This is a genomic window from Patiriisocius sp. 208BN25-11 (assembly GCF_058147145.1).
This window is the reverse complement of record NZ_JBYVJY010000001.1, coordinates 85,742-108,937: the sequence shown is the minus strand read 5'-3', so window position 1 is coordinate 108,937 and position 23,196 is coordinate 85,742. Positions and strand designations below refer to the sequence as shown.

Annotated in this window: 20 protein-coding genes and 1 tRNA gene; 14 read left to right on the top strand and 7 right to left on the bottom strand. The window is 36.7% G+C overall.

Annotation, left to right across the window (positions count from 1 at the left end; translation table 11 throughout):
• The first annotated feature begins 1 nt into the window (after position 1).
• Complete coding sequence (locus ACY2RS_RS00495) at positions 2-625, top strand: NUDIX hydrolase (protein WP_490096638.1); 624 nt, start codon at positions 2-4, stop codon at positions 623-625.
• On the opposite strand, the gene ACY2RS_RS00490 is transcribed toward ACY2RS_RS00495, so the two are convergent.
• A complete protein-coding gene (locus tag ACY2RS_RS00490) occupies positions 593-2,359 on the bottom strand; it encodes a M14 family metallopeptidase (RefSeq protein WP_490096637.1) in 1,767 nt (588 codons plus the stop codon). The two genes, ACY2RS_RS00495 and ACY2RS_RS00490, sit on opposite strands and share 33 nt — an antisense overlap.
• 132 nt (positions 2,360-2,491) lie before the next feature.
• On the opposite strand from ACY2RS_RS00490, the gene ACY2RS_RS00485 reads away from it, so the two are divergent.
• Positions 2,492-3,313, top strand: coding sequence for a T9SS type A sorting domain-containing protein (locus ACY2RS_RS00485; protein ID WP_490096636.1), 822 nt, complete (start codon positions 2,492-2,494; stop codon positions 3,311-3,313).
• 312 nt (positions 3,314-3,625) lie between these two features.
• Here ACY2RS_RS00485 and rho read toward each other — a convergent pair whose 3' ends face one another.
• Entirely contained in the window at positions 3,626-5,275 is a 1,650-nt protein-coding gene (gene rho, locus ACY2RS_RS00480; protein WP_490096635.1) for a transcription termination factor Rho, read from the bottom strand.
• A gap of 196 nt (positions 5,276-5,471) precedes the next feature.
• Between rho and ACY2RS_RS00475 the strand changes: the two genes are divergently transcribed.
• A complete protein-coding gene (locus ACY2RS_RS00475) occupies positions 5,472-5,882 on the top strand; it encodes a DUF4293 domain-containing protein (RefSeq protein WP_490096634.1) in 411 nt (136 codons plus the stop codon).
• 58 nt (positions 5,883-5,940) lie between these two features.
• Here the strand turns inward: ACY2RS_RS00475 and ACY2RS_RS00470 are convergent, their stop codons facing one another.
• Complete coding sequence (locus ACY2RS_RS00470) at positions 5,941-6,432, bottom strand: metallophosphoesterase family protein (RefSeq protein WP_490096633.1); 492 nt, start codon at positions 6,430-6,432, stop codon at positions 5,941-5,943.
• Between the two features lie 126 nt (positions 6,433-6,558).
• Between ACY2RS_RS00470 and truA the strand changes: the two genes are divergently transcribed.
• Both truA and ACY2RS_RS00460 read left to right on the top strand, forming a co-directional pair.
• Positions 6,559-7,305 carry a tRNA pseudouridine(38-40) synthase TruA gene (gene truA, locus ACY2RS_RS00465; protein ID WP_490096632.1) on the top strand — a complete coding sequence of 249 codons (747 nt, stop codon included), beginning with the start codon at positions 6,559-6,561 and terminating at the stop codon, positions 7,303-7,305.
• Between the two features lie 15 nt (positions 7,306-7,320).
• Complete coding sequence (locus tag ACY2RS_RS00460) at positions 7,321-9,081, top strand: ABC transporter ATP-binding protein (RefSeq protein WP_490096631.1); 1,761 nt, start codon at positions 7,321-7,323, stop codon at positions 9,079-9,081.
• On the opposite strand, the gene ACY2RS_RS00455 is transcribed toward ACY2RS_RS00460, so the two are convergent.
• The 3 genes from ACY2RS_RS00455 to folP are packed head-to-tail and all read right to left on the bottom strand — an operon-like array spanning position 9,045 to position 11,513.
• Positions 9,045-9,896 carry a hypothetical protein gene (locus ACY2RS_RS00455; RefSeq protein ID WP_490096630.1) on the bottom strand — a complete coding sequence of 284 codons (852 nt, stop codon included), beginning with the start codon at positions 9,894-9,896 and terminating at the stop codon, positions 9,045-9,047. The genes ACY2RS_RS00460 and ACY2RS_RS00455 overlap by 37 nt on opposite strands.
• A 12-nt stretch (positions 9,897-9,908) precedes the next feature.
• Positions 9,909-10,688, bottom strand: coding sequence for a diadenylate cyclase (locus tag ACY2RS_RS00450; RefSeq protein ID WP_490096629.1), 780 nt, complete (start codon positions 10,686-10,688; stop codon positions 9,909-9,911).
• A 45-nt stretch (positions 10,689-10,733) separates the two neighbouring features.
• Entirely contained in the window at positions 10,734-11,513 is a 780-nt protein-coding gene (gene folP, locus ACY2RS_RS00445) for a dihydropteroate synthase (protein ID WP_490097086.1), read from the bottom strand.
• Positions 11,514-11,619: 106 nt separating this feature from the next.
• Here folP and ACY2RS_RS00440 point away from each other — a divergent pair, with 106 nt between their 5' ends.
• The 9 genes from ACY2RS_RS00440 (at position 11,620) to ACY2RS_RS00400 (ending at position 19,146) form a co-directional block, all read left to right on the top strand.
• Positions 11,620-12,156 (top strand): DUF1599 domain-containing protein, encoded by a 537-nt coding sequence (locus ACY2RS_RS00440; protein ID WP_490096628.1) that lies wholly within the window; start codon positions 11,620-11,622, stop codon positions 12,154-12,156.
• A 20-nt stretch (positions 12,157-12,176) separates the two neighbouring features.
• The gene (locus ACY2RS_RS00435; protein WP_490096627.1) at positions 12,177-13,838 is read left to right on the top strand and encodes a BT_3928 family protein; all 1,662 of its coding nucleotides are present in this window, start codon (positions 12,177-12,179) and stop codon (positions 13,836-13,838) included.
• Between the two features lie 3 nt (positions 13,839-13,841).
• Positions 13,842-14,915: an ABC transporter permease gene (locus tag ACY2RS_RS00430; RefSeq protein ID WP_490096626.1), complete on the top strand. Its 1,074-nt coding sequence runs from the start codon at positions 13,842-13,844 to the stop codon at positions 14,913-14,915.
• 328 nt (positions 14,916-15,243) lie between these two features.
• Positions 15,244-15,741 (top strand): TlpA family protein disulfide reductase, encoded by a 498-nt coding sequence (locus ACY2RS_RS00425; RefSeq protein ID WP_490096625.1) that lies wholly within the window; start codon positions 15,244-15,246, stop codon positions 15,739-15,741.
• A gap of 10 nt (positions 15,742-15,751) precedes the next feature.
• Positions 15,752-16,501 (top strand): triose-phosphate isomerase, encoded by a 750-nt coding sequence (gene tpiA / locus ACY2RS_RS00420; RefSeq protein WP_490096624.1) that lies wholly within the window; start codon positions 15,752-15,754, stop codon positions 16,499-16,501.
• A gap of 18 nt (positions 16,502-16,519) precedes the next feature.
• Positions 16,520-17,350: a 50S ribosomal protein L11 methyltransferase gene (prmA, locus tag ACY2RS_RS00415; RefSeq protein ID WP_490096623.1), complete on the top strand. Its 831-nt coding sequence runs from the start codon at positions 16,520-16,522 to the stop codon at positions 17,348-17,350.
• A 58-nt stretch (positions 17,351-17,408) separates the two neighbouring features.
• Positions 17,409-17,687: an ATP-dependent Clp protease adaptor ClpS gene (locus tag ACY2RS_RS00410; protein WP_490096622.1), complete on the top strand. Its 279-nt coding sequence runs from the start codon at positions 17,409-17,411 to the stop codon at positions 17,685-17,687.
• 348 nt (positions 17,688-18,035) lie between these two features.
• Positions 18,036-18,947, top strand: a complete 912-nt coding sequence (locus tag ACY2RS_RS00405; RefSeq protein ID WP_490096621.1) for a M57 family metalloprotease — start codon at positions 18,036-18,038, stop codon at positions 18,945-18,947.
• Positions 18,948-19,072: 125 nt separating this feature from the next.
• Positions 19,073-19,146, top strand: a tRNA-Arg gene (locus ACY2RS_RS00400).
• A gap of 213 nt (positions 19,147-19,359) precedes the next feature.
• Here ACY2RS_RS00400 and ACY2RS_RS00395 read toward each other — a convergent pair.
• Complete coding sequence (locus ACY2RS_RS00395) at positions 19,360-23,085, bottom strand: metallophosphoesterase (RefSeq protein ID WP_490096620.1); 3,726 nt, start codon at positions 23,083-23,085, stop codon at positions 19,360-19,362.
• Between the last annotated feature and the right edge of the window lie 111 nt (positions 23,086-23,196).

The following is a 23,196-nucleotide window of genomic DNA, read 5'->3' as shown; positions in this document are numbered from 1 at the left end:
AATGTATAAAGTTTTCGTCAATGACGTGCCAATAATTTTGTCTACCAAGAAAAAAATTGGAAAGCATTACAAGACCATTCCACTAAAAGATGTGAAGTTTAAAAAACTAATCCATCAAATTAATGAGGGTTCTTTGTTGTATGTGAATTTATATCATAAGAATGAAGAAAAGCTCGAACGGTTTTTGTTAAAAAAAATACCCGTTGTTGAAGCTGGGGGTGGCATGGTGTTTAATGCAAAAGAAGAAATTTTGTTTATACGACGAAATGGCAAATGGGATTTACCAAAAGGAAAGGTAGAAAAAGGGGAGAGTTATCAAGAAGCTGCTGTTCGAGAAACTCAAGAAGAAACAGGAGTGCAACATCTTGAGGTGCGAAAGTTTATTACCAAAACCTACCACGTATTTAAGCGTAACGACAAGTTTAAACTAAAAGTTACTTACTGGTATGAAATGTTTTCTAACTACAAAGGAGATTTAGTTCCTCAAGCAGAAGAAGACATTACCAAAGTACGCTGGAAAAATTTCGAAAAAACGCAAAAAGCGCTCAAAGAATCTTACGAAAACATTAAACTTTTATTTCCAAAAGAATACTTAACCACCCACCCTAACGATAGGATATCTTAAATGTGCCTTCTCATAATTTGGTGAGTTTTTGTGCAGCCAATCTAGTTGTCTGTACCAGTTGTTATTAAAACTTTTATCAGCTTTTTTGATACTATCAAAAGTTGTTTTGAGTGATGGGTTTTCTTGTAATAACTGTGCTGCTTTGTCTTCCCATACATAGGGAGAGAACCCTTCTTTTTGTTGTAATACGGTGTCGAAGAAATTCCAGTTAAAGAAAGAGTCTATTGCTTCAGGCTCTAATGTTTCTAAGATATAACGTATCCCTTCTTGCGCTGTAGCTACTAAATAGTCTCCTTTATATAACGTTACATCCTCTTGTTTGCTAGTAACTTGAGTATTGTAATGAAGGTAATGGCCCTCATAAGGATTTTGTCTGCTATTAAAATCTTTTATGTAATAAACTTGCGCTGCAAGGGTAGTGTCGTTTTGTATTTCAGATAATTTGATCTTATTCAGTTGCAAGCGTTCAACGATATGCCAATGTCCTCTAGGAATTGCGTAATATGCTGGAATTGTTATTTTTTTACTTGGTTTAAAGGTGTTGTAATAGGTGGTTGGTTTTGTAAAAGGTTTGTTATGGTCAAATTTAAGTCGCATGCTACCAGTTACTTCACTAGGAATCATAGTGCCCTCATACCCTTTAAATTGTAACGTTTGAGTTTTTGTACTGTCTATGGTCCATTGTATAGGGTACTGGTCTCCTTTTGTGAATCTTGTCTTAGCGGTGATGTGTATGTCATGAATATTTTTAGCATCTGCATCTACAATGGCGATAAAACTTTTCATCAACTCATAGGTCCCTTCTACACGCTGTTTGTAAGGTTTGAGCATGTGAGTTTCTACCATCATTCCTAAGGTGTTGTATAATGTAGTATAGCCCGTAGAATATCTGGGAGAATCCATAAACTGCGAGAATCCTTTTTCTGGTTGCCTGTTAAAAACATTTACATAAGGTGTAATGTCCCATTGTTTTGCAGCCAATGAATCTTGCAATTGAGTCATGAGTGTATTGTGAAGATAACTACCTGCGTCTCCTCCCAATTTGTTGTGTTGTGTAAATAAGTGGGTGAGGGTATATTGGTAATCGGCACCATTACTTACGTGATTGTCTATAAAAAGTTGCGGATCAAGAGCTCTAAAGATCTTAGAGAAGGCTTTTGCATTTTTAGTATCCGTTTTAATAAAATCTCTGTTGAGGTCATAATTTCTAGCATTTCCCCTAAAACCGTAAGCTTTTGGACCTTCTTGGTTAGTGCGTGAAGTACTGTTTCTATTTAACGCACCACCTATGTTGTACACAGGAATCACTGCGATAATGGTATTTTTTGGTGCTGAAATGGTACCTTGAGCAAGATCTCTTAATAACAACATAGAGGCGTCAATTCCATCACTTTCTCCGGGGTGTATACCATTATTAATGAGTAAAATGTTTTTATTTTTTTCTTTTGCTTCGGAAATGTTAGAAATTTCTTTGCCGTTTTCTCCAAAATAAACAACATGCAACGGAAATCCACTGTCAGTTACGTCTTCTTCTGTAATTGAAATTGAAGGGTAAGCATTTGAAAGATTTTTGTAGTATTGAATCACTGCGGCATACTCTGGGGTCTCCATACCCTGAGATCTCTCGAATAATGTTGTAAAGTCTGTGGGGGTTGCTTTTTCTTTTTTTTGTTGATGACAACCTGTTATTGTTATACTTATAATGATGCGGATAATTAATATTACGTTTTTCATAGTAGAAGATGTAGTTTGTCCTAAAAAGATGCTAAATACCATTTTTTTTAAAAAACATGTGTGTTGTTTGGATTGCTTTTCTATATTTGTGTTTCAAAATTAAACTTTATTTAACTTTTAAAAATTTCAATTATGAAAAAAATTACATTATTAGCTGGTGCGCTTTTGTTCACTGCTTTTTCTTTTGCACAAATTACACTAAATAACAATGATGGTGACACTACTGTTACTGGAACCAACGCTGTAGGTTGTGGATCTGATAACAACTGGGGTAGAAACTTTACTTTATCTGAGTTTTCTGTACCAGATGGTGATCAAGGAATCTTTTCTGGATCTTTCGGAATTCAATCTTTAAATGGTGGTGAAGTTACAGTAAATGTATACGCTGGACCAGCTTTCTTTGATGAGTTTGATTTAACTTTATTAGGTTCTCAAACAGTAGAGGTAGAGTCTGACTTCGTAGCACCTGGTGCTTTAGAATTCGATTTTGATGCTCCTATCTCTATTCCTGCCGGTACTGAAGCTATCTTCATGGAAGTTGTAGATCCGGGTGATGCTATGTTCATTGGTGGTGCTGCTGGTAACACAGAAGGTAAAGAGTCTTGGATTAAGTCTGAAACTTGTGCTGTACCAGATTACGTAACTGCAAACTCTATTGGTTTTCCAGATGCTCAATTTTTCTTAACATTAACTGTTGATGAGCTTTTATCTGTTAACGATAACCTTGCTGATGCAGTATCTGTTTCTCCAAACCCTGCAACTGATGTTTTAAACATCTCTGTTCCTGGAAACGTTGAATTAGAAAATGTATCTTTATTTGATGTATTAGGAAAAAACACAGGAGTTCGTATCGAGAACGGTCAATTAAACATTGCTGATCTTGCAACAGGTGTTTACATCTTAAACATCGAAACTAACGCTGGTTCTTTAACTACGAAAGTTGTAAAAAAATAATTATATAACTTATATATAATTTTAGGAAAGCCTCGCATTTGCGAGGCTTTTTTTTGTTTACTATTTCATTAACTATTATACCCTAAACTTTTTTTTAAGATAGAATGTTGAATATAAAATAGTACTTGAGTTCTGCTTTATGTACAATTCTAATGTTTATAATGTCCAACACTATTTGAGTACTTATTTGTAAGCAATTAGCTATTTATTAGTTGATTCCTATCCTCCTTATGATAAAACAAAAAAACCTTACTACTGAAACGTAGTAAGGTTTTTTGGGATTCTATGTTTAAATACGCTAGTCTTAGCGTCTTATCCGTTCATAGATATTAAGAACTCATCATTGTTTCTCGTTTGCTTGATTCGGTCGTTAATAAACTCCATAGCTTCTACAGGATTCATATCTGCTAGGTATTTACGCAATACCCACATACGTTGTATGGTCTTATCGTCTAACAATAGATCATCTCTACGAGTACTAGATGATGTTAAATCAACAGCAGGGAAGATACGACGGTTTGATATTTTTCTATCCAACTGAAGTTCCATGTTACCAGTACCTTTAAATTCTTCAAAGATTACTTCGTCCATTTTGGAACCTGTTTCTGTTAATGCTGTTGCAATGATACTTAATGAACCACCATTTTCGATGTTACGTGCAGCTCCAAAGAAACGTTTTGGTTTGTTTAATGCATTAGCATCTACACCTCCAGAAAGTATTTTACCACTGGCTGGTTGTACCGTGTTGTAGGCTCTTGCCAAACGCGTAATAGAATCTAATAAGATCACTACATCATGACCACATTCTACCAAACGCTTTGCTTTGTCAATCACAAGATTTGCAATACGTACGTGCTCAGAAGGTTCTTTATCAAAGGTAGAAGCAATTACTTCTCCTTGCACATTACGTTGCATGTCAGTAACTTCTTCTGGACGCTCATCAATTAGTAGTATCATTTGATATACTTCTGGGTGATTGGCAGCAATACCATTGGCAATGTCTTTTAACAACATTGTTTTACCCGTTTTTGGTTGTGCTACAATCATACCACGTTGTCCTTTTCCAATTGGAGAGAACAGGTCGATAATACGTGTAGAAATAGTAGGTTGCTTGTCAGCAATATTAAATTTTTCTTGAGGGAATAATGGTGTTAAGTGTTCAAAAGCAATTCTGTCGCGAACCACATTTGGGTTTTGTCCATTAATCTTGTTTACTTTAATAAGTGGGAAGTACTTTTCACCTTCTTTTGGAGGGCGAACTTCTCCTAAAACGGTATCACCGCTTTTTAAACCAAACAATCTTATTTGAGATTGAGATACATAAATATCATCTGGAGAAGATAAGTAGTTGTAGTCACTAGAGCGCAAGAAACCGTAGCCGTCTTGCATAATGTCTAAAACACCTTCACTTTCTATGATACCATCAAACTCAAAGTCTGGTTCTTTGTATCTGTTACGACTGTCTTTATTTCCGTTATTACGGTTGTCGTGTTTTTGTTTGTTATCGCGATGCTGTTTTTTAGCATCATTTCCACCTTTTTGACGGTTATCATTATTTTGACGATTGTCGTTGTTTTGGCGGTTGTCGTTTTTGTTGTTTTTGTGTTGCGGCTTGTTGTCTTTCGAACGATTTTCTTGAGGACGCTTGTCTTCGTTAGCGTTTGACTTCTCTTCGTTCTTAGTACGATGTTGTTGTTTTTGTGGTGCCTTGTTCTCTTTTGGAGCTTGTTGCTCTTTAGGTTGACGGGGTGCTCTTTCTTGCTTTTTAGGCGCAGCAGGCGTGGCTTTAGTTTCTTCAACAACAACAGCTTTTACAGCATTTGGGTTGGCTGCTTGGTAATCTAAAATTTGATAGACCAAGTCTAATTTTTTTAAAGTTCTGAATTTAGGAACTTTTAGGGTTTTTGCTAATTCCTGTAATTCAGGTAGCTTTTTTGCTTTTAATTCTGAAATTTCTAACATCTAGAGAATGATAATATGATTAAAATGAGGAAAATCTTTTGAGAAAGATTTGTGTTTGAAAATAATTTGAAGATAAGTAACCTAGATTGAAATGGTTACGAATTGATATTGCAAGTATACAACAATAAATTAAATTCTTACCTACAATTTTTAAAAAGAAACCTTATTTTTGCTTCATCATTGTATTATAAATCTAATGTTACAACGCATACAAACTGTATATCTTATCTTAGCTGCCCTCGTGATGGCTGGATTGTATATTTGGTTTCCTGTTGTGACAAATGAAGAAGGTGCTACCGTAATTAGCAACCAGGAACCTTTGGTTTTTGGGTTGATATTTGGTTCTATTGCACTTACTATTATTGCTATTTTGACTTTTAAAAAACGACAAACACAGTTTGTGTTAAATCGTTTAAATATCATATTAAATTTTGTATTACTGGGAGTTTTCGTTTACAGATCACTAAGCGTATCCGGAGAAACATTGGTTTCTGAGAAGGGTATTGGGGTGTTACTTCCTATCATTTCTATCGTTTTTTTAGTGATGGCCAATAAAGCCATCAAAAAGGATGAAGATCTCGTAAAATCTGTAGATCGTTTACGATAACACGAACTTAGTATTATTAGTGCGAGACCTCAAAGTATGCCAACTTTGAGGTCTTTTTTTATCGCTTTAATTCAATAACTTCAAGATCCTTAATGCTAGCTCCATCGATAACAAAACGCAACATGGTGCGTACCTGATGAAAACCATGTTTGCCAATAGCCCCAGGGTTCATGTGTAATAAGCCCGTTTTTTTGCAAGGCATTACTTTTAATATATGAGAGTGGCCTGTAATAAATAACTTGGGCGGATTGGCATAAATAGTTTCTCTAATTCTTTTGTTGTAGCGGCCAGGATAGCCACCAATATGTGTAATGTACACGGCAACTTCTTCGCACATAAAGTGTAAGTCTAACGGAAATGTCGCTCTTGCCTTATCATCATCAATATTACCATACACCGCGCGCAGTGGCTTTAGTGCCGCAATAGCGTCGGTTACGGTTAGGTCGCCTATGTCGCCTGCATGCCATACTTCATCTGCTTGTTTCACATATTTCAAGATGGTATCATCTATATGGCTGTGGGTATCACTTAGTAATAATATCTTGGTCACCTATCGGAAATTTTAGTGGTTCAAAAATACGTTTAATCCATTAAAATTTCAGCAAGTATCCAAGAAGAAGGAACTGAATTTTTATGCAGAAAGGTATTTACGTGTACCTTTGTGAAAAAATGCAACGTGCGATATTTTATTGAAATAGCCTATTTTGGAACTCAGTATTGCGGCTGGCAACGACAGCCTAATGCCTTGGCTGTACAAGAAGTTTTGGAAGAGGCAATGCGTACTTTTTTAAGAGTACCCATCACGGTCATGGGAGCAGGAAGGACAGATGCTGGCGTGCATGCAAAGCAATTATTCGCACATTTTGATATCGATACTTTAGGAGATTGTGAAGAAACTGCATACAGACTAAATGCATTGTTACCCAAGGATATTTCAGTAGTAAAAATCTATGCTGTTACAGCAGATGCTCATGCTAGGTTTCATGCAACAGAACGTGCCTACCAATATCACGTCTCTTTACGAAAAGATCCTTTTCGTATCGATCTAGCGCATCAGCTTTATCAAACGCCTAATCTAGCATTGATGAATGAAGCTGCAGAATTGCTATTGGGTCATCAAGATTTTCAATGCTTTTCTAGATCAAATACAGATGTAAAAACGTATTATTGTACCGTGCACAAAGCCATCTGGGAACAACAAGAGAACAGTTTGGTTTTTCATATTAGAGCAGATCGCTTTTTACGTAATATGGTGCGTGCTATTGTTGGTACTTTGCTAGATGTAGGATTCGAGAAAATTACAGTCGCTGAAGTTGCCAGTATTTTAGCATCAAAAGACAGGAGAAAGGCGGGAGCCTCTGCCCCAGCAAAAGGGTTGTATTTAACAGAAGTGGTGTATCCAAGTACCATTTTTAACCCATAATATTTTAAACAAAACATGGCTTCAGGAAAAGCATTCGATTTTAAATTGTTTAGACGGTTGTTGGCGTTTACCAATGCCTATCGTCTTATTTTTTATTTCGTAGCATGTGCAGCTATTGTAATGTCTGCTTTGGCAGTATTACGTCCCTATTTTTTACAGCGCACTATAGATGAATCAATTGTGCCTCAAGATGGAGAAGGACTTGTGTTTTTTGTTTGTATAATGTTCGGGGTGTTGGTGTTAGAAGTGATTTTTCAATTTGCTTTTATCTTTTACGCAAATTGGTTGGGGCAACATGTGGTAAAAGACATGCGTGTAAAGCTCTTTAGCTTGATGATGCGCTTTAAAATGCAGTATTACGATACGAGTGCCGTGGGTAGATTGACTACGCGTGCTGTAAATGATATAGAAACCATTTCGAGTATTTTTAGTCAGGGTTTGTTTATGATCATTGCAGATTTGCTTAAAATGGGAGCTATTGCAGGCTTTATGTTGTATCAAAGCTGGCGCTTGTCTCTCATTGTATTTACTATTTTACCTATTATTCTTATTGCTACGCGAATCTTTCAACGTGCCATGAAAGTTGCTTTTGAAGAAGTAAGAGCGCAGGTAGCAAACTTAAATTCTTTTGTACAAGAGCGAATTACTGGAATGAAGATCGTTCAAATTTTTGCCAGAGAAGATACCGAGTACAAACAGTTTCATGCCATTAATGAGAAGCATAAAAAAGCATGGATAAAAACGGTTTGGTATAACTCGATCTTTTTTCCTATTGCAGAGATGGCATCCTCTGTGGCTATAGGTTTACTGGTATGGTTTGGAGGCTTAAATGCTGCAGAAAATGGCATAATTACCCTCGGACTTATTGTAGCCTTTATCGAATTATCACAAATGTTGTTTAGGCCTTTGCGTCAAATTGCGGATAAGTTCAATACGCTACAAATGGGAATGGTGGCCGCCAATCGTGTTTTTGAAATTTTAGATACCGAGTCGCATATCGTAAATACCGGTACTAAGGAATTGAAAAATCCCAAAGGAGCTATCGAATTTAGAAATGTTCGTTTTGGTTATGTAGAAGGAGAAGATGTCATAAAAGATATTTCGTTTAGTGTACAGCCTGGAGAAACCATCGCAATTGTAGGTGCTACAGGAGCTGGTAAATCAACCATTATTAACTTATTGAATCGCTTTTATGAAATCAATGGAGGTGAAATTTTGATTGATGGGGTTTCAATAAAGGACTATACCTTAGCTTCATTACGAGGACAGATTGCTGTGGTCTTGCAAGATGTATTCCTCTTTGCAGATACTATTTTTAATAATATCAGTTTAAATGGCACTAACATTTCCGAAGCAGAAATAGCAGAAGCTGCCAAACAAATTGGAGTGGAGAAATTTATTGACTCATTACCAGGAAAGTTTCAATACAACGTAAAAGAACGCGGTGTGATGCTCTCCTCTGGGCAGCGACAATTAATTGCTTTTTTAAGAGCCTATGTAAGCAATCCTGGAATTCTAATTTTAGATGAGGCCACCTCTTCGGTAGATAGTTACTCTGAAGAAATGATTCAAACGGCTACCGAGAAAATAACCAAAGACAGAACATCTATCGTGATTGCACACCGATTGGCTACCGTAAAAAAGGCAGATAAAATTTTGGTGATGGATGCTGGAAAGATTGTTGAGTCTGGCAGCCACCAAGAATTGCTTACGAAAGAAGATGGATATTATCGCAGTCTTTATGAAGTCCAATTCGCAACCGAAGAAGCAATATAACTTATTACTTCCTTTGTTTCTTTAGGTGGTGGTGCAAAATCTTTTAAATCTACAGCTCCCGTTGCAAGCATAATGATGAATACCAAAATCGATGTCCCTATATAAATAACACTTCCAATCAACAAGAAAAGTAGTGTTTTTAGAATGATTTGTTTTAATGATAATTGAAACACTTTCTTATATACATATGCAAAGTAGCATACCATAGCTGGATAGGCAAAGAAGTAACTGAATTTAAAAAAGTTCATTCCTAGTGCTAAACAAAGAATTGTGGGTACAAATAAGAAGACGCTTAAATGTGATTGTGTGTATCCTGCAATGATATTTTGGTGGAGATAGGTGTATTCTTTCTTGTTAAGAAATACAATCTTAGCAATAAGAGCATAAATTGGGATGATAAGAAGATATAAAATACCTTGATACTCGAACATTGCATTCATATAAGAACTGCCTTCCATATTTGCAGCGGGATTATCTGCAGCAATCATCCAAGACATATCCATGTTATTTGTAAAAAACTTCTTCATTAAAAATAATTGTACCCCAGATATAGATAAGGCTAAGGCTAGATAATTTGCAAAATTAAGGTGCCTTTTTCTAACCCCATTGATGTACCCATCAATTACTTTTTTTGGATCTCGAAACATGTCTTTAAACGTCCTTGCAATTAAATTGTTTTCAATGTTTAAAAAACGGTTGCTAAAATCGTTGGCAACATAGGCGTAGGAGATAACTTCGTCTACAATTTTTCCACCACATTTGCTGCAAAATTTGTCGTCTGGACTTAAGGGCTGATTGCAATTCTTACAATTCATAACATATTGGGATTAGCTTAAATCTTTATTGATAATTTCGGTGAGTTCTTCTAAGGTTTCAAATAGCACAAAATCTCCGTCTTTAAGATACGATATTTGTCCGCTTTCTTCACTGACAACCAAACAAACGGCGTCACTTTTTTCACTCACTCCGACCGCAGCTCTGTGTCTAAGACCAAAGCGTAGCGGTATTTTCTTGTCATTAGACACGGGTAATATCACACGCGTTGCTGTAATGGTGTTACCTTCAATAAGCATAGCGCCATCATGTAAGGGACTGTTTTTGTAAAAAATACTTTCTAAAATAGGTTGGTTGACCGCTACATTCATTTCGTCACCACTTGATTTTACAAACTCTAAGCTGTTATTTCTTTTAATAACAATAAGTGCTCCCGTTTTACTGGCACTCATGTTCTTGCAGGCAGCAATAATGGGAGTCATATCTGTAGTAGCGATAGCATCGCTTGAAATGGACTTAAACTGCCTAAAAATACGATTGGCTTTAAAATTGGTGGAACCAAGCATCAATAAAAATTTTCTAATTTCTTGTTGAAAAACCACAATCAAGGCAAACATACCAACACCCAAAAAGCCACCTAAGATTTTACTTAGCAGCTCCATTTCTAGTAAGTCTGTAAGCCACCAAATACCATAAATAATAACAATCCCTATAAAAATATTAATGGCTACAGTGCCTTTTACCAATCGATACAAGTAGTATAAAAGTGCAGCTACCAAGAGTATGTCTATAGCATCTATAATTCTAAAATCTGTGAGTTCAAATAAATCCAAAAGGTCTGTCTTAGTTGGTTATGTAAATGTAGGATTAAATTTTATTTAAGTGTATAACTTGAGTTGTTCATGCAGTTGAATGCATTCAACCGCTTCTTTTACATCGTGCACTCTTAGTATAGAAGCTCCTTTTTCTAAGGCAACCATATGCAGTGCGGTGGTGCCGTTTAGTGCTTCTTTTGCCGAAACATCTAGGGTTTTATAAATCATAGATTTTCTCGAAATTCCTGCCAATAATGGTACACCAAGCGTGTCAAAAAGTTCTAGATGTTGTAATAGTTCAAAGTTTTGTTTTGTAGTTTTTGCAAATCCGAAGCCAGGGTCTACAATGAGGTCGTTTATGTTAAAACTTCGCGCTGCAGCAAGACGTTCAGAGAAATAAAACAATACTTCTTTTGTGATATTTTCATATGCGGTAAGCGATTTCATAGTTTGAGGCGTACCTGTCATATGCATCATGATGTAGGGAACTTGTGCGGTAGCCACAACACCCAACATGGAACTATCAAGTTTTCCGGCGCTAATGTCGTTAACCATGCAAGCTCCAGCAGCAATGGCTTCTTTGGCAACCTTGCATCTAAAGGTGTCTATGGATATGTTTGCCTTCGGAAATTTCCTAACGATAGCACTAATGGCTGGAGCCACACGATCTATTTCTTCTTGTTCTGAAATATCTGTAGCATCAGGTCTTGAACTATACCCGCCAATATCCAAAAAGGTAGCACCATCTTGTAACATACGGGAAGCCTGTTCGAGTACTAACATTTCCGAAGTACTAACACCACCATCATAAAAACTATCTGGTGTTACATTAATTATGCCCATCACCTTTGGCGTAGACAAGTCAATTAGCGTACCTTTACAGTTGATTGTTTGCAATTTTTTAAATTGATTTATTTACCCGAAATTTACGCAAAATCTTACACATAATATGGCAGATACTTCCAAACAATATAATGACGTGATTGAGACGTGTAGAACGCTCTTTATGAATAAAATGAAAGATTATGGAAGCGCTTGGCGTATCTTGAGACTGCCTTCTTTAACAGATCAAATCTTTATAAAAGCGCAGCGCATACGTGGTTTGCAGCAAAATAAAGAGCAACGAGTAGATGAAGGTCAAGTAAGCGAATTTATTGGAATTATCAATTATAGCATCATGGCATTAGTACAATTGGATAAAGGAGTGGTTGAGCAGCCAGATATGTCTTTAGAAGAAGCCATTACTTTGTACGATGAAAAAATTGCAGTCACCAAACAATTGATGTTAGATAAAAACCATGATTATGGTGAGGCTTGGAGAGACATGCGTGTAAGCAGTTTAACCGATTTGATTTTACAAAAGCTATTACGTGTCAAACAAATTGAAGACAATCAAGGCAAAACATTGGTGAGTGAAGGTATTGATGCTAATTATCAGGATATGATTAACTATGCGGTCTTTGCGATGATTCATCTAGAAGCATAATAAAAAGAAATTTTAAGTCTATGAAAGTACTAGTAGGAGTTTCCAGAATATTTGTAGGAATCTTATTTATAATAAGCGGATTAATAAAACTAAATGATCCCGTTGGTTTTTCTTTCAAGCTGGGCGATTACTTTGCGTCAGAAGTGTTAAACCTTCCTTTTTTAGAACCCTTTGCCCTGGGTATTGCTGTTTTAGTGGTGATATTTGAAGTGGTGTTAGGGGTCATGCTTATTATTGGATATGCCAGGAAATTTACACTATGGAGCTTGCTGCTTATGATCGTGTTTTTCACCTTTCTTACATTTTATTCGGCGTATTTTAATAAAGTAACAGATTGTGGATGTTTTGGAGATGCCTTAAAGTTAACGCCTTGGGAGTCATTTACTAAGGACGTTGTGTTGCTTGTTCTTATTTTATTTTTGTTTGCAGGTAAAAAATATCTACAACCGTTCTTTACAGCTGGTGTGCGCAGTATTATAGTGTTTGTGTCCTTGATTTTATGTCTTTGGTTGGGCTATCATGTATTGCAGCATTTGCCTGTGGTAGACTTTAGAGCGTACAAGGTAGGAAACAATATAAAGGAAGGCATGGAAACGCCACCAGATGCACCAAAGGCAGTGTATGAATACAACTGGAAGTTTAATGTAAATGGTCAAGAAAAGATTGTCACTAACATGGGAGAAGACCCCAAAGTAGATGGTGAGTTGTTGGGTGTAGAAACCAATGTAGTTCAAAAAGGATACGAGCCACCAATTCATGATTTTAGTATTGAGCGAGATGGGAATGATTACACGCTAGAATTATTGGAAGAAGAAAACCTAGTGGTAGTGATTGCATACAACCTAGATGTGGCAGAAAATGATGGCTTTATTGCTGTTCGAGAAGCTACCAATAAGGCCATTAAAAATGGGTATAAAGTCATTGGAATGTCAGCCTCTTCTACTGAAGAAACCGAAATACTTACAGCCAAATACGATCTTAATTTTAAGTTTTATTTCTGTGATATGACTGCCCTTAAAACCATCATTCGTAGCAATCCAAGTATCATGAGACTCGAAAAGGGAACCATCATGCAGAAATTGCATTGGAATGATCTAGACTTGTTGGAACTTAAAACTCTTGAAGGTGCTAATCCAACCTTAGACTTCTCTTTAAAAAAGAAACTAGATAGTATTGGCGAGTTAGACCAGCGCTATAGAAAGTTATTACAACAAGGACAAAGCGCTTCAAACGATAGTTTATGGGAAATGCAAAATGTGGTTGATGCGGCTAACATAAAATTTATTTCAGACTATTTTAACACCAAAGGATATCCAGGTAAGTCAGTAGTTGGTGAGCCTACAAATATGGTGGCTTGGTCGGTATTACAGCATTCAGATAAAATTGAGACCTATTTGCCATTGGTCAAAAAAGCAGGTAAAGCTGGTGAGTTGCCTTTTAGGTTGGTAGCAATGATGGAAGATCGCTTTTTAATGGAAAATGACAAGCCTCAAGTCTATGGAACACAAGGTATGAGCTATGCAGGACAAGGGCCTTTTATTTGGCCTATAGAAAATCCTGAAAAAGTAAATGAGAGACGAGTAGAAGCTGGCTTTACCCAAACCGTAGAGGAATACGCAAAGCTATTGTTTGGTGAAGATTTTGAGTACAAGGTACTTTCTATGAAGGACATAAAACAATAAATTTTGATTGGGTACACACTTAAAAAACTAGGATATGCTATCCTCACCCTTTTTGGCGTGGTTACCGTTATTTTTATGTTGTTTACTTTGCTGCCCGATGATCCCGCAAAAATGATGTTGGGGCAAAATCAAAATGCCGAGCAGGTAGCAGCTGTGAAGAAGAAGTATGGTCTAGACAGACCTATTGCAAAACAGTATCTGTTATATCTCAACGATCTTTCTCCACTTTCTTTTCATAGTAAAACTGCTTCAGATTACACTTTTCAAGCTCCAAAGAAATACAATGCCATTGCTTTGTTCGACTTCGGAAATGTTAGCGCCGTTTTAAAATTTCCGTATTTACGAGAATCGTTTCAAAAAAGTGGGAAAAAAGTAAGTGCTGTTATCGCAGAAACCTTGCCTAATACTGTTGTGTTGGCAGTATCTTCTATCGTAATTGCTATGTTTTTGGGAGTTTTATTGGGTGTTACATCGGTGCTGTTTAAAGACCGTTGGGTGGATAGGTTAATACAATTGGTAAGTACATTAGGGATGAGTGTACCTTCTTTTTTTAGCGCAATCTTATTTGCTTGGATCTTTGGTTTTTTATGGCATGAGTACAGCGGACTACAAATGACTGGAAGTTTGTATGAAGTAGACGATTTTGGGAATGGCACTTACATTCAATGGAAGAATTTAATATTACCCGCTGTTGTGTTGGGAATTCGTCCATTGGCGGTAGTGAGCCAGTTAATGCGAAATTCATTATTAGAAGTTTTAAATCAGGATTACATCACTACAGCCAAAGCCAAAGGACTCTCTATGGGGGCAGTGATACGAAAACATGCCTTGAAAAATTCATTAAATCCTGTGGTGACAGCAATTTCTGGATGGTTTGCTTCCATGTTAGCAGGAGCTGTGTTTGTGGAGTTTATTTTTGGATGGAATGGTGTAGGGAAAGAGATTGTAGATGCCCTAAATAAAAGTGACCTGCCAGTTATTATGGGAACTGTGATTGTAATAGCGAGCTTGTTCATACTAATCAATATCTTTGTAGATATTTTATATGGTTGGCTGGATCCAAAAATTAGAGGATAGTTAATTGAAAAAACATCCCTTTAACTTTCCCTTGAAGGGAGATTTTTCAGTTAGTGGCAAAAATCTAAGCAAAAACTTTTACCCTCCCGAAGCTTCGGGACTAAAGGGTGGTTTTTTCTTAATTTAGTGAATTTTCAAACCCTTTGCGCCTCCGCTAAAGCTCCTGCGACACGCGGAAGGGCGAGGAAAATGAAAATTCACGATGATACATTTGTTATTGCCACATTATAGGAATTTGCCCCTGAAAGGGAGACTTTTTAGATCCTCCTCCTAGAAGAGGAGGTTGGGAGGAGATGTTTTAAGAAGGATTATATTTAATTGTTTAAAAATGAAATACATTTCTATTTTAGTGCTTTTACTAACGGTAAGCTGCTCAAAAGGTCAAGATTTGGTAGCGTTTCCTCAAGAAGCAATGGAAGATGTTTTTCTTTCTCCAAACGGAAATGAACAGCGCTTCTCAAGTATTTTAGAAGCCCATAACGGAGAAGTATTATTAATAGATGTATGGGCAAGTTGGTGCAGAGATTGTATTGAAGGAATGCCTACGCTAAAACAATTACAAAAAGATAATCCAAAAGTCACCTTCTTGTTTTTATCCCTAGACAGAAGTGAAAAGGCATGGAAGCGAGGCATTAAAAAATACCAATTAGAAGGAGATCATTACTTTGTATCTTCGGGTTGGAAAGGTACCTTTGGAAAAGCCATAGATTTAGATTGGATACCCCGTTATATGGTGGTTGATAAAAAAGGAGTGATTACCTTATACCGGGCCGAAACATTAAACGATTTTAGAATCCAAGAATCCTTAAAAAGGATAATTGAGTAATATATACACCATGAGAAAAAACATAGTAGCAGGAAATTGGAAAATGAATTGCGATATCGCAGAGACCTATCAATTGTTAGATGCATTAAAAGAGCAAGAAATGCCAGATGATGTAGCTGTAATTGTTGCACCGCCTTTAACCAACTTGCAAAGTGCCAATCAGGCATTGTTAGATACAGAAATTTTGGTAGCTGCTCAAAACATGCACCAAGCAGAGAAAGGAGCTTTTACCGGCGAAATATCTGCAAAGATGCTAAAAGGAGTAGGTGTAGATACTGTTATTTTGGGTCACAGTGAGCGTCGCGCTATGTTTTGGGAGACTAATGAAATCTTAGCTGCTAAAGTGAATACAGCACTAGAAAATGAAATGACCATCATTTTTTGTTTTGGAGAAGAACTAGAAGATAGAAAAGCGGGGAGTCATTTTGATGTGGTGAAAAATCAATTACAAGAAGGTATTTTTCATATACAAAAAGAAAACTGGAACAATGTGATTTTAGCTTATGAACCAGTTTGGGCTATTGGAACAGGGGAGACTGCAAGCCCAGAACAAGCCCAAGAAATGCATGCTTTTGTTAGAAATAGTTTAAAAGACGTGTATGATGCAGATGTTTCTGAAGGCGTTTCAATTTTATATGGCGGAAGCGTAAAACCTGCCAATGCCAAAGAAATTTTTGGGAAAGAAGATGTCGATGGGGGCCTTATTGGCGGAGCCGCTTTAAAGGCAGCAGATTTCATGGCAATTATTAATGCATTTTAAACGTCTTTCATACACAATATGTCAGTATATATAGAATACAGTTTTACCATTACACCCTTGCAACCGGGCACCGAAATTTTAATAGCTGAGTTGGGTTATGCAGGTTTTGAGAGTTTTGTGGAGCATGAAACAGGTGTGAAAGCTTATATCCAAAAGGATATGTGGTCTTCGGAAATTTTAGAAGATATCCATGTGTTAGGTTCATCTGAGTTTGAGATCACATTTCAGCAAAAAGAAATAGCCCAGGTAAATTGGAATGCAGAATGGGAAAAGAATTTTGATCCGATCGTGGTGGATGAAACCTGTGCAGTACGGGCTCCTTTTCACTCACCATACCATTGCGAATTTGAAATTGTAATAGAACCCAAAATGTCATTTGGTACTGGGCATCATGAAACTACATTTATGATGATGCAGCATATTTTAGAGAATGACTATACTAATAAAACGGTGTTGGATATGGGTTGTGGTACTGCAGTATTGGCAATTTTAGCCGAAATGCGAGGAGCTACTGCCTTAGACGCTATCGATATAGATGCTTGGTGCGTTGAGAACAGTGAAGAAAACGTAACACGTAATGGATGTACAAATATTTCAGTATCTTTAGGTGATGCAACTGCAATTCCAAAAAATAAATACCACACTGTTATTGCGAATATCAATAGAAATATTTTGTTGAATGATATGGCGATATACAAAGAAAGTTTATTGCCTGATGGCGAATTGTACTTAAGCGGATTTTACACAGATGATTTGCCAATTATAACAGATGCTTGCAATAAATTGGGATTTACCTTCGTTGGAAATAAAGAACAAAACAATTGGGTAGCTGCAAAATTTATTTTGTAGAAATTTTTGATATTCAATTGATTACGTGTAAATTAGTTTTGAATTTATTTTTTAGGTTGTGAATTTTACCAAAGAACAAACAGAAGAAGAGGTTGCGGTACTCGAGCAAGAGGTAATCGAAAACCAAATCGTCTTATTCAATGATGAGGTGAATACTTTTGATCATGTTATTAATGTACTGATCTATGCTTGTGATCATACCCCTGAACAAGCAGAACAATGTTCTATAATTGTACATTACAAAGGAAAGTGTACGGTAAAAACGGGGCCTTATGAAGAGCTAAAAACACGTTGCAGTATGTTGTTGGATGCAGGCCTTAGTGCAGAGATTCACTAATAGAACTTACCAATTAAAAAACATTCCAGAAATTAACATGCCTGCTATGAGAATAATGATCATAGCAATGACTAATTTGCTTCCTTCTTCAAACCTTTTCATTTTCTAAATTTCTGTTTATTTAATAAAACTGCTGTCGCAAAATTAAGATGCTTTTTACCGGGATAATACCAAAGTTTTCTTAAGTTTTCTAAGGGTTTTAATAAACTATTGTTAATTTTTTCATTATCATATTGCTATGTTAATTAGTTAATTATTAAGAAATATTTAATTTTAACATATTTTAATTAAGTATTTAATAAAAATTAACTTAAATTTGTGATAATTATTAATTAACTCCTCATAATTATGAAAAAATTGAAATTAGTGCTCTTAGGGGCCGCAGCAATCTCACTTGTAGTAAGCTCTTGTCAAAGAGAAAACTCCTTAGAAACAGAATCAGTTGAGACAAATTTGATTCAAGAAGATGTTCCCGTACCACCCAACATTACTGAAAATGGTCAATCTTTTGCCGGTGCAGAAAGTTTTGTAAGTGAACAAGTACCTCAAGAAATTATTGATATGGTACGAAGTGCTCAAATGAATCCAGCCCATGTTGAGTACAAAGACTTTTATTTTCCTGATGGCAGCAGTGAAAAAAGAATTTTTATTGAAGATGATATGGTGGTTACTCTAGAAGAGCTAGGCCAAATGGCGGCGCTTGGAAGGCAATATGTCACCAACAACCTAGTAAGCCAAGGTAGAAATATTTCTATTATTGGTTACACTGGTGGTGGCGGATTTGGACTTTCAAATAAAGAAAGAACTGCTTTACAATGGGCGGTAAATAATTACAACCGTTTAAGTGGTGTTTCCATTAGTTTTACGCTAACCTTTGGAACTAACTACCAGACTAAAGATATGGTAGTGTATCATAACCCAAACCAGGGTGGTGCTGGAGGAAGTGCTGGTTTTCCAAGTAATGGACGTCCCAATAAATTTGTACAGATTTACGGTTTAAATGGCTACAATACAAACGTTGTAGAACATGTAATTACGCATGAAATAGGACACTCTGTTGGATTTAGACATACCGATTGGTTTAGTCGCCAAAGCTGTGGTCAAAACACCAATGAAGGAACCGCTGGTGTAGGTGCCAATTATGTAAATGGTACTCCTTCTGGATACGATCCAACTTCTGTAATGCTAGCTTGTTTTAGCAATAATGAAGATGGAGAGTTTAATAATAATGATATAATAGCATTAAGGGCTATTTATTAATTGAGTTTAATTGAGAATTAAAATCGCCTCCTGAAAAGAAGGCGATTTTTTTATATAATTTACTAGGATTGGTATGATCTATTTATTTATATTTGCACCCCAAAACAACACAGTTTGTTTTACAAGGCCTCGTGGCGCAACTGAATAGCGCACTTGATTACGGCTCAAGAGGTTACAGGTTTGAATCCTGTCGAGGTCACTTAGAGCGAAAAGTCTGCATGTTTACATGCAGACTTTTTTTGTTTCTAAGAACGTCAAAAGCCAAAGCTTTTGTAAGTGATTAGGAACAAAAAAAGTACATCGCTTTTTCAGCGATGTTTACTTTTCATTGTAAGGCGTGATCTCAAAGGATCTGTAATCCTGTCTTTAGAACGTCAAAAGCCAAAGCTTTTGTAAGTGATTAGTGAAAAAATTAAAACCCAAACCCAAGCTTAAATCCAATACGCAGTCCATCATCGCTATTAAATGCTGAAATGTTAGCGGCAATAATGTTGGTCATGTTTACAAAGAGTCCACCACCAAAAGAAGTGTTCCATCGGTCTTCATTGAACATAGGGTCTAAAGCCAACCCATCATCAATCCATATACGACCATAATCGGCTCCTCCATAAATACCTAGACTAATTGGTAATATGGCAGTTTTTAAGTCTAATAAATTCCAACGCACATCGGTGGTTTGTACAAAGGCACTTTTACCAGTAAAACGTTCGTTTCTGTAGCCTCTTAAGCCGGTATTTGCTCCTAGAGTGGCTCCTTGGTAAAACTCAAAACCATCACCCAAATTAAAATGTCCTTTTAGGTTGGTTGCTAACACCAGCTGACCGCTTGGAATCAATTTATAATCAAACCCTAATTGCGGAATCACATAACCAAATCCTTTGCTAGTACTCACATTGTTTTTATATCCTGTATCCAATCGAAATTGCATGCCCATGGTTGGGAAGGCTTTGTTGTCTTTGTTTTCAAAATGATAGGAAGCTTCTACGCCATAAAAGTCTTGCTTGTCAAAAACACTTTCGTTTAGTGCAGTATTGGTAGTGGCTGTATTTAAAACATCATCCAAAAAACGACCACTAGTGCGCTCTACTTCATTTGATTCGTAAAAAATACCTGCCGTGATCGTAGCGCCTAAATCACCATTCCAACTAAGAGAGGGCATTACTTTTAGTTGTCTTATCTTCACTCTGTTGTAGTCTAGGTCCACATCCAATCCGTCGTTTTCTAACACATTAGGGTTGGGTGTAGTATTTCCGAAGCCAAAAAAGTTAACGGCGTAATTCGGACTGTTAAAATGGGCGTCAATACCGAGATTCAAATTTCCGAATACATTTGCAAAAACCCCTTTGTAACTCGCCTCAAATCCAGAAGTAGCAAAATAATAGGCAGCAGATATAGCGTGTAAGCTAGTAAAAGGATTGCGCTCAAAGCCGTTTGTAATATAAATGTCAGTAACACCAATTTTAAGTCCGTCATCTGGATTCGAGCCTATGGTTGGGATGATTTGATTGAGGTTGTTTTTTAGTTTTTTGTAGTCATATACATTCGTTTCATAGTCGTCGGTGAGTTTTCTAGTCCCTTTATTGGTGGTAAATGTGTTCTTTTTAGACTTGTAATCGTACATCTTTATTGCCTTGCCATTCTCTATGGTATAGGTGTCATTGTTTTGTCCTCCAATAAGGCGTACTTTAATATGTTTTTTTGTGCCTTCACCAAACACATGAAACGTATCATCATCATCTAAAGCGTAGATCCAAATTTCTTTAGTTTCGTCACTAGTATACGTGCGCTCATGAAAGATATCATCTTTCTTACCCTTTTTTATGCGGTAGGCAGTAACTTTAGTCTCACCGTTTGGAAGTCGTTCTATGTCAAACCAATCATCTTTATTGGTGCCTTTAAGAACTGCAAATTTATTGACAAGACTATAATATCGGTCCGCCATTTTTTGAAGATTTCCACGACGTGCTTTTAATTTTGCTTTTATTTCTGAAATGTTATGGTCTCTTACTTCTTCTGGAAATTCTAAAAAGGCATCTTCAATAACAGCATCTGTGACTCCTTCTTGAATCATTTTTGCTTGGGCATCCCAAACCTCTTTAGTAGACCTTTGAATAAATTCCATGTCTAATGGATACGGTTCTACATTTACTCCCTTCATGTCTAATAGGTCGTCATTATATTTTCTAAGCAATCTTGTAGCAGGTGCAATGGTTACTGCTGCGCCGAGAAGAAACCCGTCACTCATTATTGAAAAGGCTTGGTCTCTATCTCTGGGCAAAGGGCGGTAGACTTTTTTACCATCTTCTTTAAACTCGATCCAGCGCCATTGATCTTGATGCCTGTCCCAATCTCCAATAAGCATATCAAACAAACGCGCACGAATATAGGCGGCTTCATCTACGATAATGTCTTCGTCTTTATGTAGTTTTTTAATCACATCATCGGTACTTATAATCTTGTCTTTGTATCCAAAACTTGCCAAATCACTATGCCCTTCAGAAGTATGCTCTTCTATCATGTATAAAGCATCACCAAATTCATCATTATAAGCTCCAATTACTTCTTGTTTTGGGATGTAATACAAAGTCGGATTGGTATGATACACCGCTGCGCCATCTGCTAATTTTCCGATAACAAAAGGAGCATAAGGGTGTGCCCCGGCAAAAACATCTAAGATTAAGTCCTCTGTTGCGGTATTGTCGTATTGACCTTTGATGTACTGGTCTTTAAACATCACTGCTTGTAGGTATTGCACTGCATTTTTACGAAGCGCTCGCATAACATATTGGGTTCCGTTCTTATCTTCTAGACGTAAGGATTTGGACTGGTTTCCACCTCCTTTTCGTACTACTTTTAATCCGCCATATAAGGTGTCTAATCTCACCGTTGGAGCGGTTACGGGCGTGCTGTAGGCATTTCGATAGCGATCTCCCCATAAAAAACGATAGAACCCAGATTTGTCTGTCTCTTCTTCAGTGTAGATAGAAGCTGTTACTTCCTTCGGAAATGTTAGAGGGTAGTCTGCTGTTTTCTCAGGACTATTTGGTGAGAACACATCGGTTTCAAAAACCAATTTGTTTTTTGATGTAGCAAAAAATTGCACAGTAGAAGAACCATCTTGATATACATCCAATCGAGCATATCCCGGAGCTCCATAAGAAAACTGCCCACCACCAATATTTCGAGTTGGAGAAATTTTAGACCCTGATCCGCTCACAATTTGATGTAAATTGTCTTCTATGATATATTGCAAACTGTGCTCATGTCCCGACACAAAAACTACTTTCTTGTTTTCTTGAGAAATCGTTACCAAACGCTTCTTGAACTCGTTGTAACGCTTGTTTTGCAAGTCACTAGCATTCACTCCTGTAGTTTCTCTTAATACGTTAAAAACAGTTCCTGCTACTGGCGGAATTAAATGTGTTTTTGCAGCATATTGCCCTCCATGTGGGCCATTGGTATACATAGGGTGGTGTAATGCAACAATGGTAGTTTTGCCTCTTGCCTTTTTGATAAGGCTGCTGTATTCATCAAAAAAATGATGTCTGGTTTTAATCTCGCAATCGTCATTAATAGTTGGGTGTTTGTCCCAATTTGTTAAGTACCACTGACTATCGATAAGGATAAGTTCGATGTCTTCAGAAATATGAATTTTCTCTATCGGACATCCGTTTTCAGGAAGAAAGGTGTCTTTTCCTAATGCTTTTTCGATGTATTTTTCTTGTCGTTTAAGCCCTTCCACGCCATCGGTATACCAATCGTGATTTCCAGGAATAAAAATAGTTTGCCCTTTAAAGTTTTTAGTAGTGCCCGTTTGAACATTGAGTTGGTGTTCTGCAAAAGCTCGATCTTCGTGGTTCTTTTTTGGAAGTCCTTTTTCATAAATATTGTCTCCTAAAAAAATAGCGGTACTATTTTCTGGTGCCTTACTTAAAGCTTCTTTAAAAGCTTCCAAAGCCACAGAGGTTTCTCCTAAAGGCGAGTTTCCTGCATCTCCAATTAAATAGAAACTATGTGCAATAGCTGCTTCATCTCTTTGTGAAGTTTTTTCTTGTTCAGAAGTATATTGTGGGGCATAGGTAGCGCAAGATTCTAGAACGAGAAGCGCTAACAGTGTAAAGACTAATTTATGAGTCATCTTTTTTGGTCAATTTATAGCTAAAGTATGAAAATTAAAGCACTTTTATGCCTTTGCTAGAAGTACTTTAACATTGAAAATAGTTTTTGATACATGATATTATTTTTATAA

What these genes read in the sequence shown, in the direction of transcription:
- ACY2RS_RS00440 (WP_490096628.1), top strand. Translation starts at nt 11,620, where the DNA reads ATGGCAGATACTTCCAAACAATATAATGACGTGATTGAGACGTGTAGA.
- ACY2RS_RS00395 (WP_490096620.1), bottom strand. Translation starts at nt 23,085, where the DNA reads ATGACTCATAAATTAGTCTTTACACTGTTAGCGCTTCTCGTTCTAGAA.
- rho (WP_490096635.1), bottom strand. Translation starts at nt 5,275, where the DNA reads ATGTTAGAAATTTCAGAATTAAAAGCAAAAAAGCTACCTGAATTACAG.
- ACY2RS_RS00475 (WP_490096634.1), top strand. Translation starts at nt 5,472, where the DNA reads ATGTTACAACGCATACAAACTGTATATCTTATCTTAGCTGCCCTCGTG.
- ACY2RS_RS00460 (WP_490096631.1), top strand. Translation starts at nt 7,321, where the DNA reads ATGGCTTCAGGAAAAGCATTCGATTTTAAATTGTTTAGACGGTTGTTG.
- tpiA (WP_490096624.1), top strand. Translation starts at nt 15,752, where the DNA reads ATGAGAAAAAACATAGTAGCAGGAAATTGGAAAATGAATTGCGATATC.
- ACY2RS_RS00495 (WP_490096638.1), top strand. Translation starts at nt 2, where the DNA reads ATGTATAAAGTTTTCGTCAATGACGTGCCAATAATTTTGTCTACCAAG.
- ACY2RS_RS00490 (WP_490096637.1), bottom strand. Translation starts at nt 2,359, where the DNA reads ATGAAAAACGTAATATTAATTATCCGCATCATTATAAGTATAACAATA.
- ACY2RS_RS00405 (WP_490096621.1), top strand. Translation starts at nt 18,036, where the DNA reads ATGAAAAAATTGAAATTAGTGCTCTTAGGGGCCGCAGCAATCTCACTT.
- ACY2RS_RS00435 (WP_490096627.1), top strand. Translation starts at nt 12,177, where the DNA reads ATGAAAGTACTAGTAGGAGTTTCCAGAATATTTGTAGGAATCTTATTT.
- folP (WP_490097086.1), bottom strand. Translation starts at nt 11,513, where the DNA reads ATGGGCATAATTAATGTAACACCAGATAGTTTTTATGATGGTGGTGTT.
- ACY2RS_RS00425 (WP_490096625.1), top strand. Translation starts at nt 15,244, where the DNA reads ATGAAATACATTTCTATTTTAGTGCTTTTACTAACGGTAAGCTGCTCA.
- ACY2RS_RS00485 (WP_490096636.1), top strand. Translation starts at nt 2,492, where the DNA reads ATGAAAAAAATTACATTATTAGCTGGTGCGCTTTTGTTCACTGCTTTT.
- ACY2RS_RS00455 (WP_490096630.1), bottom strand. Translation starts at nt 9,896, where the DNA reads ATGAATTGTAAGAATTGCAATCAGCCCTTAAGTCCAGACGACAAATTT.
- prmA (WP_490096623.1), top strand. Translation starts at nt 16,520, where the DNA reads ATGTCAGTATATATAGAATACAGTTTTACCATTACACCCTTGCAACCG.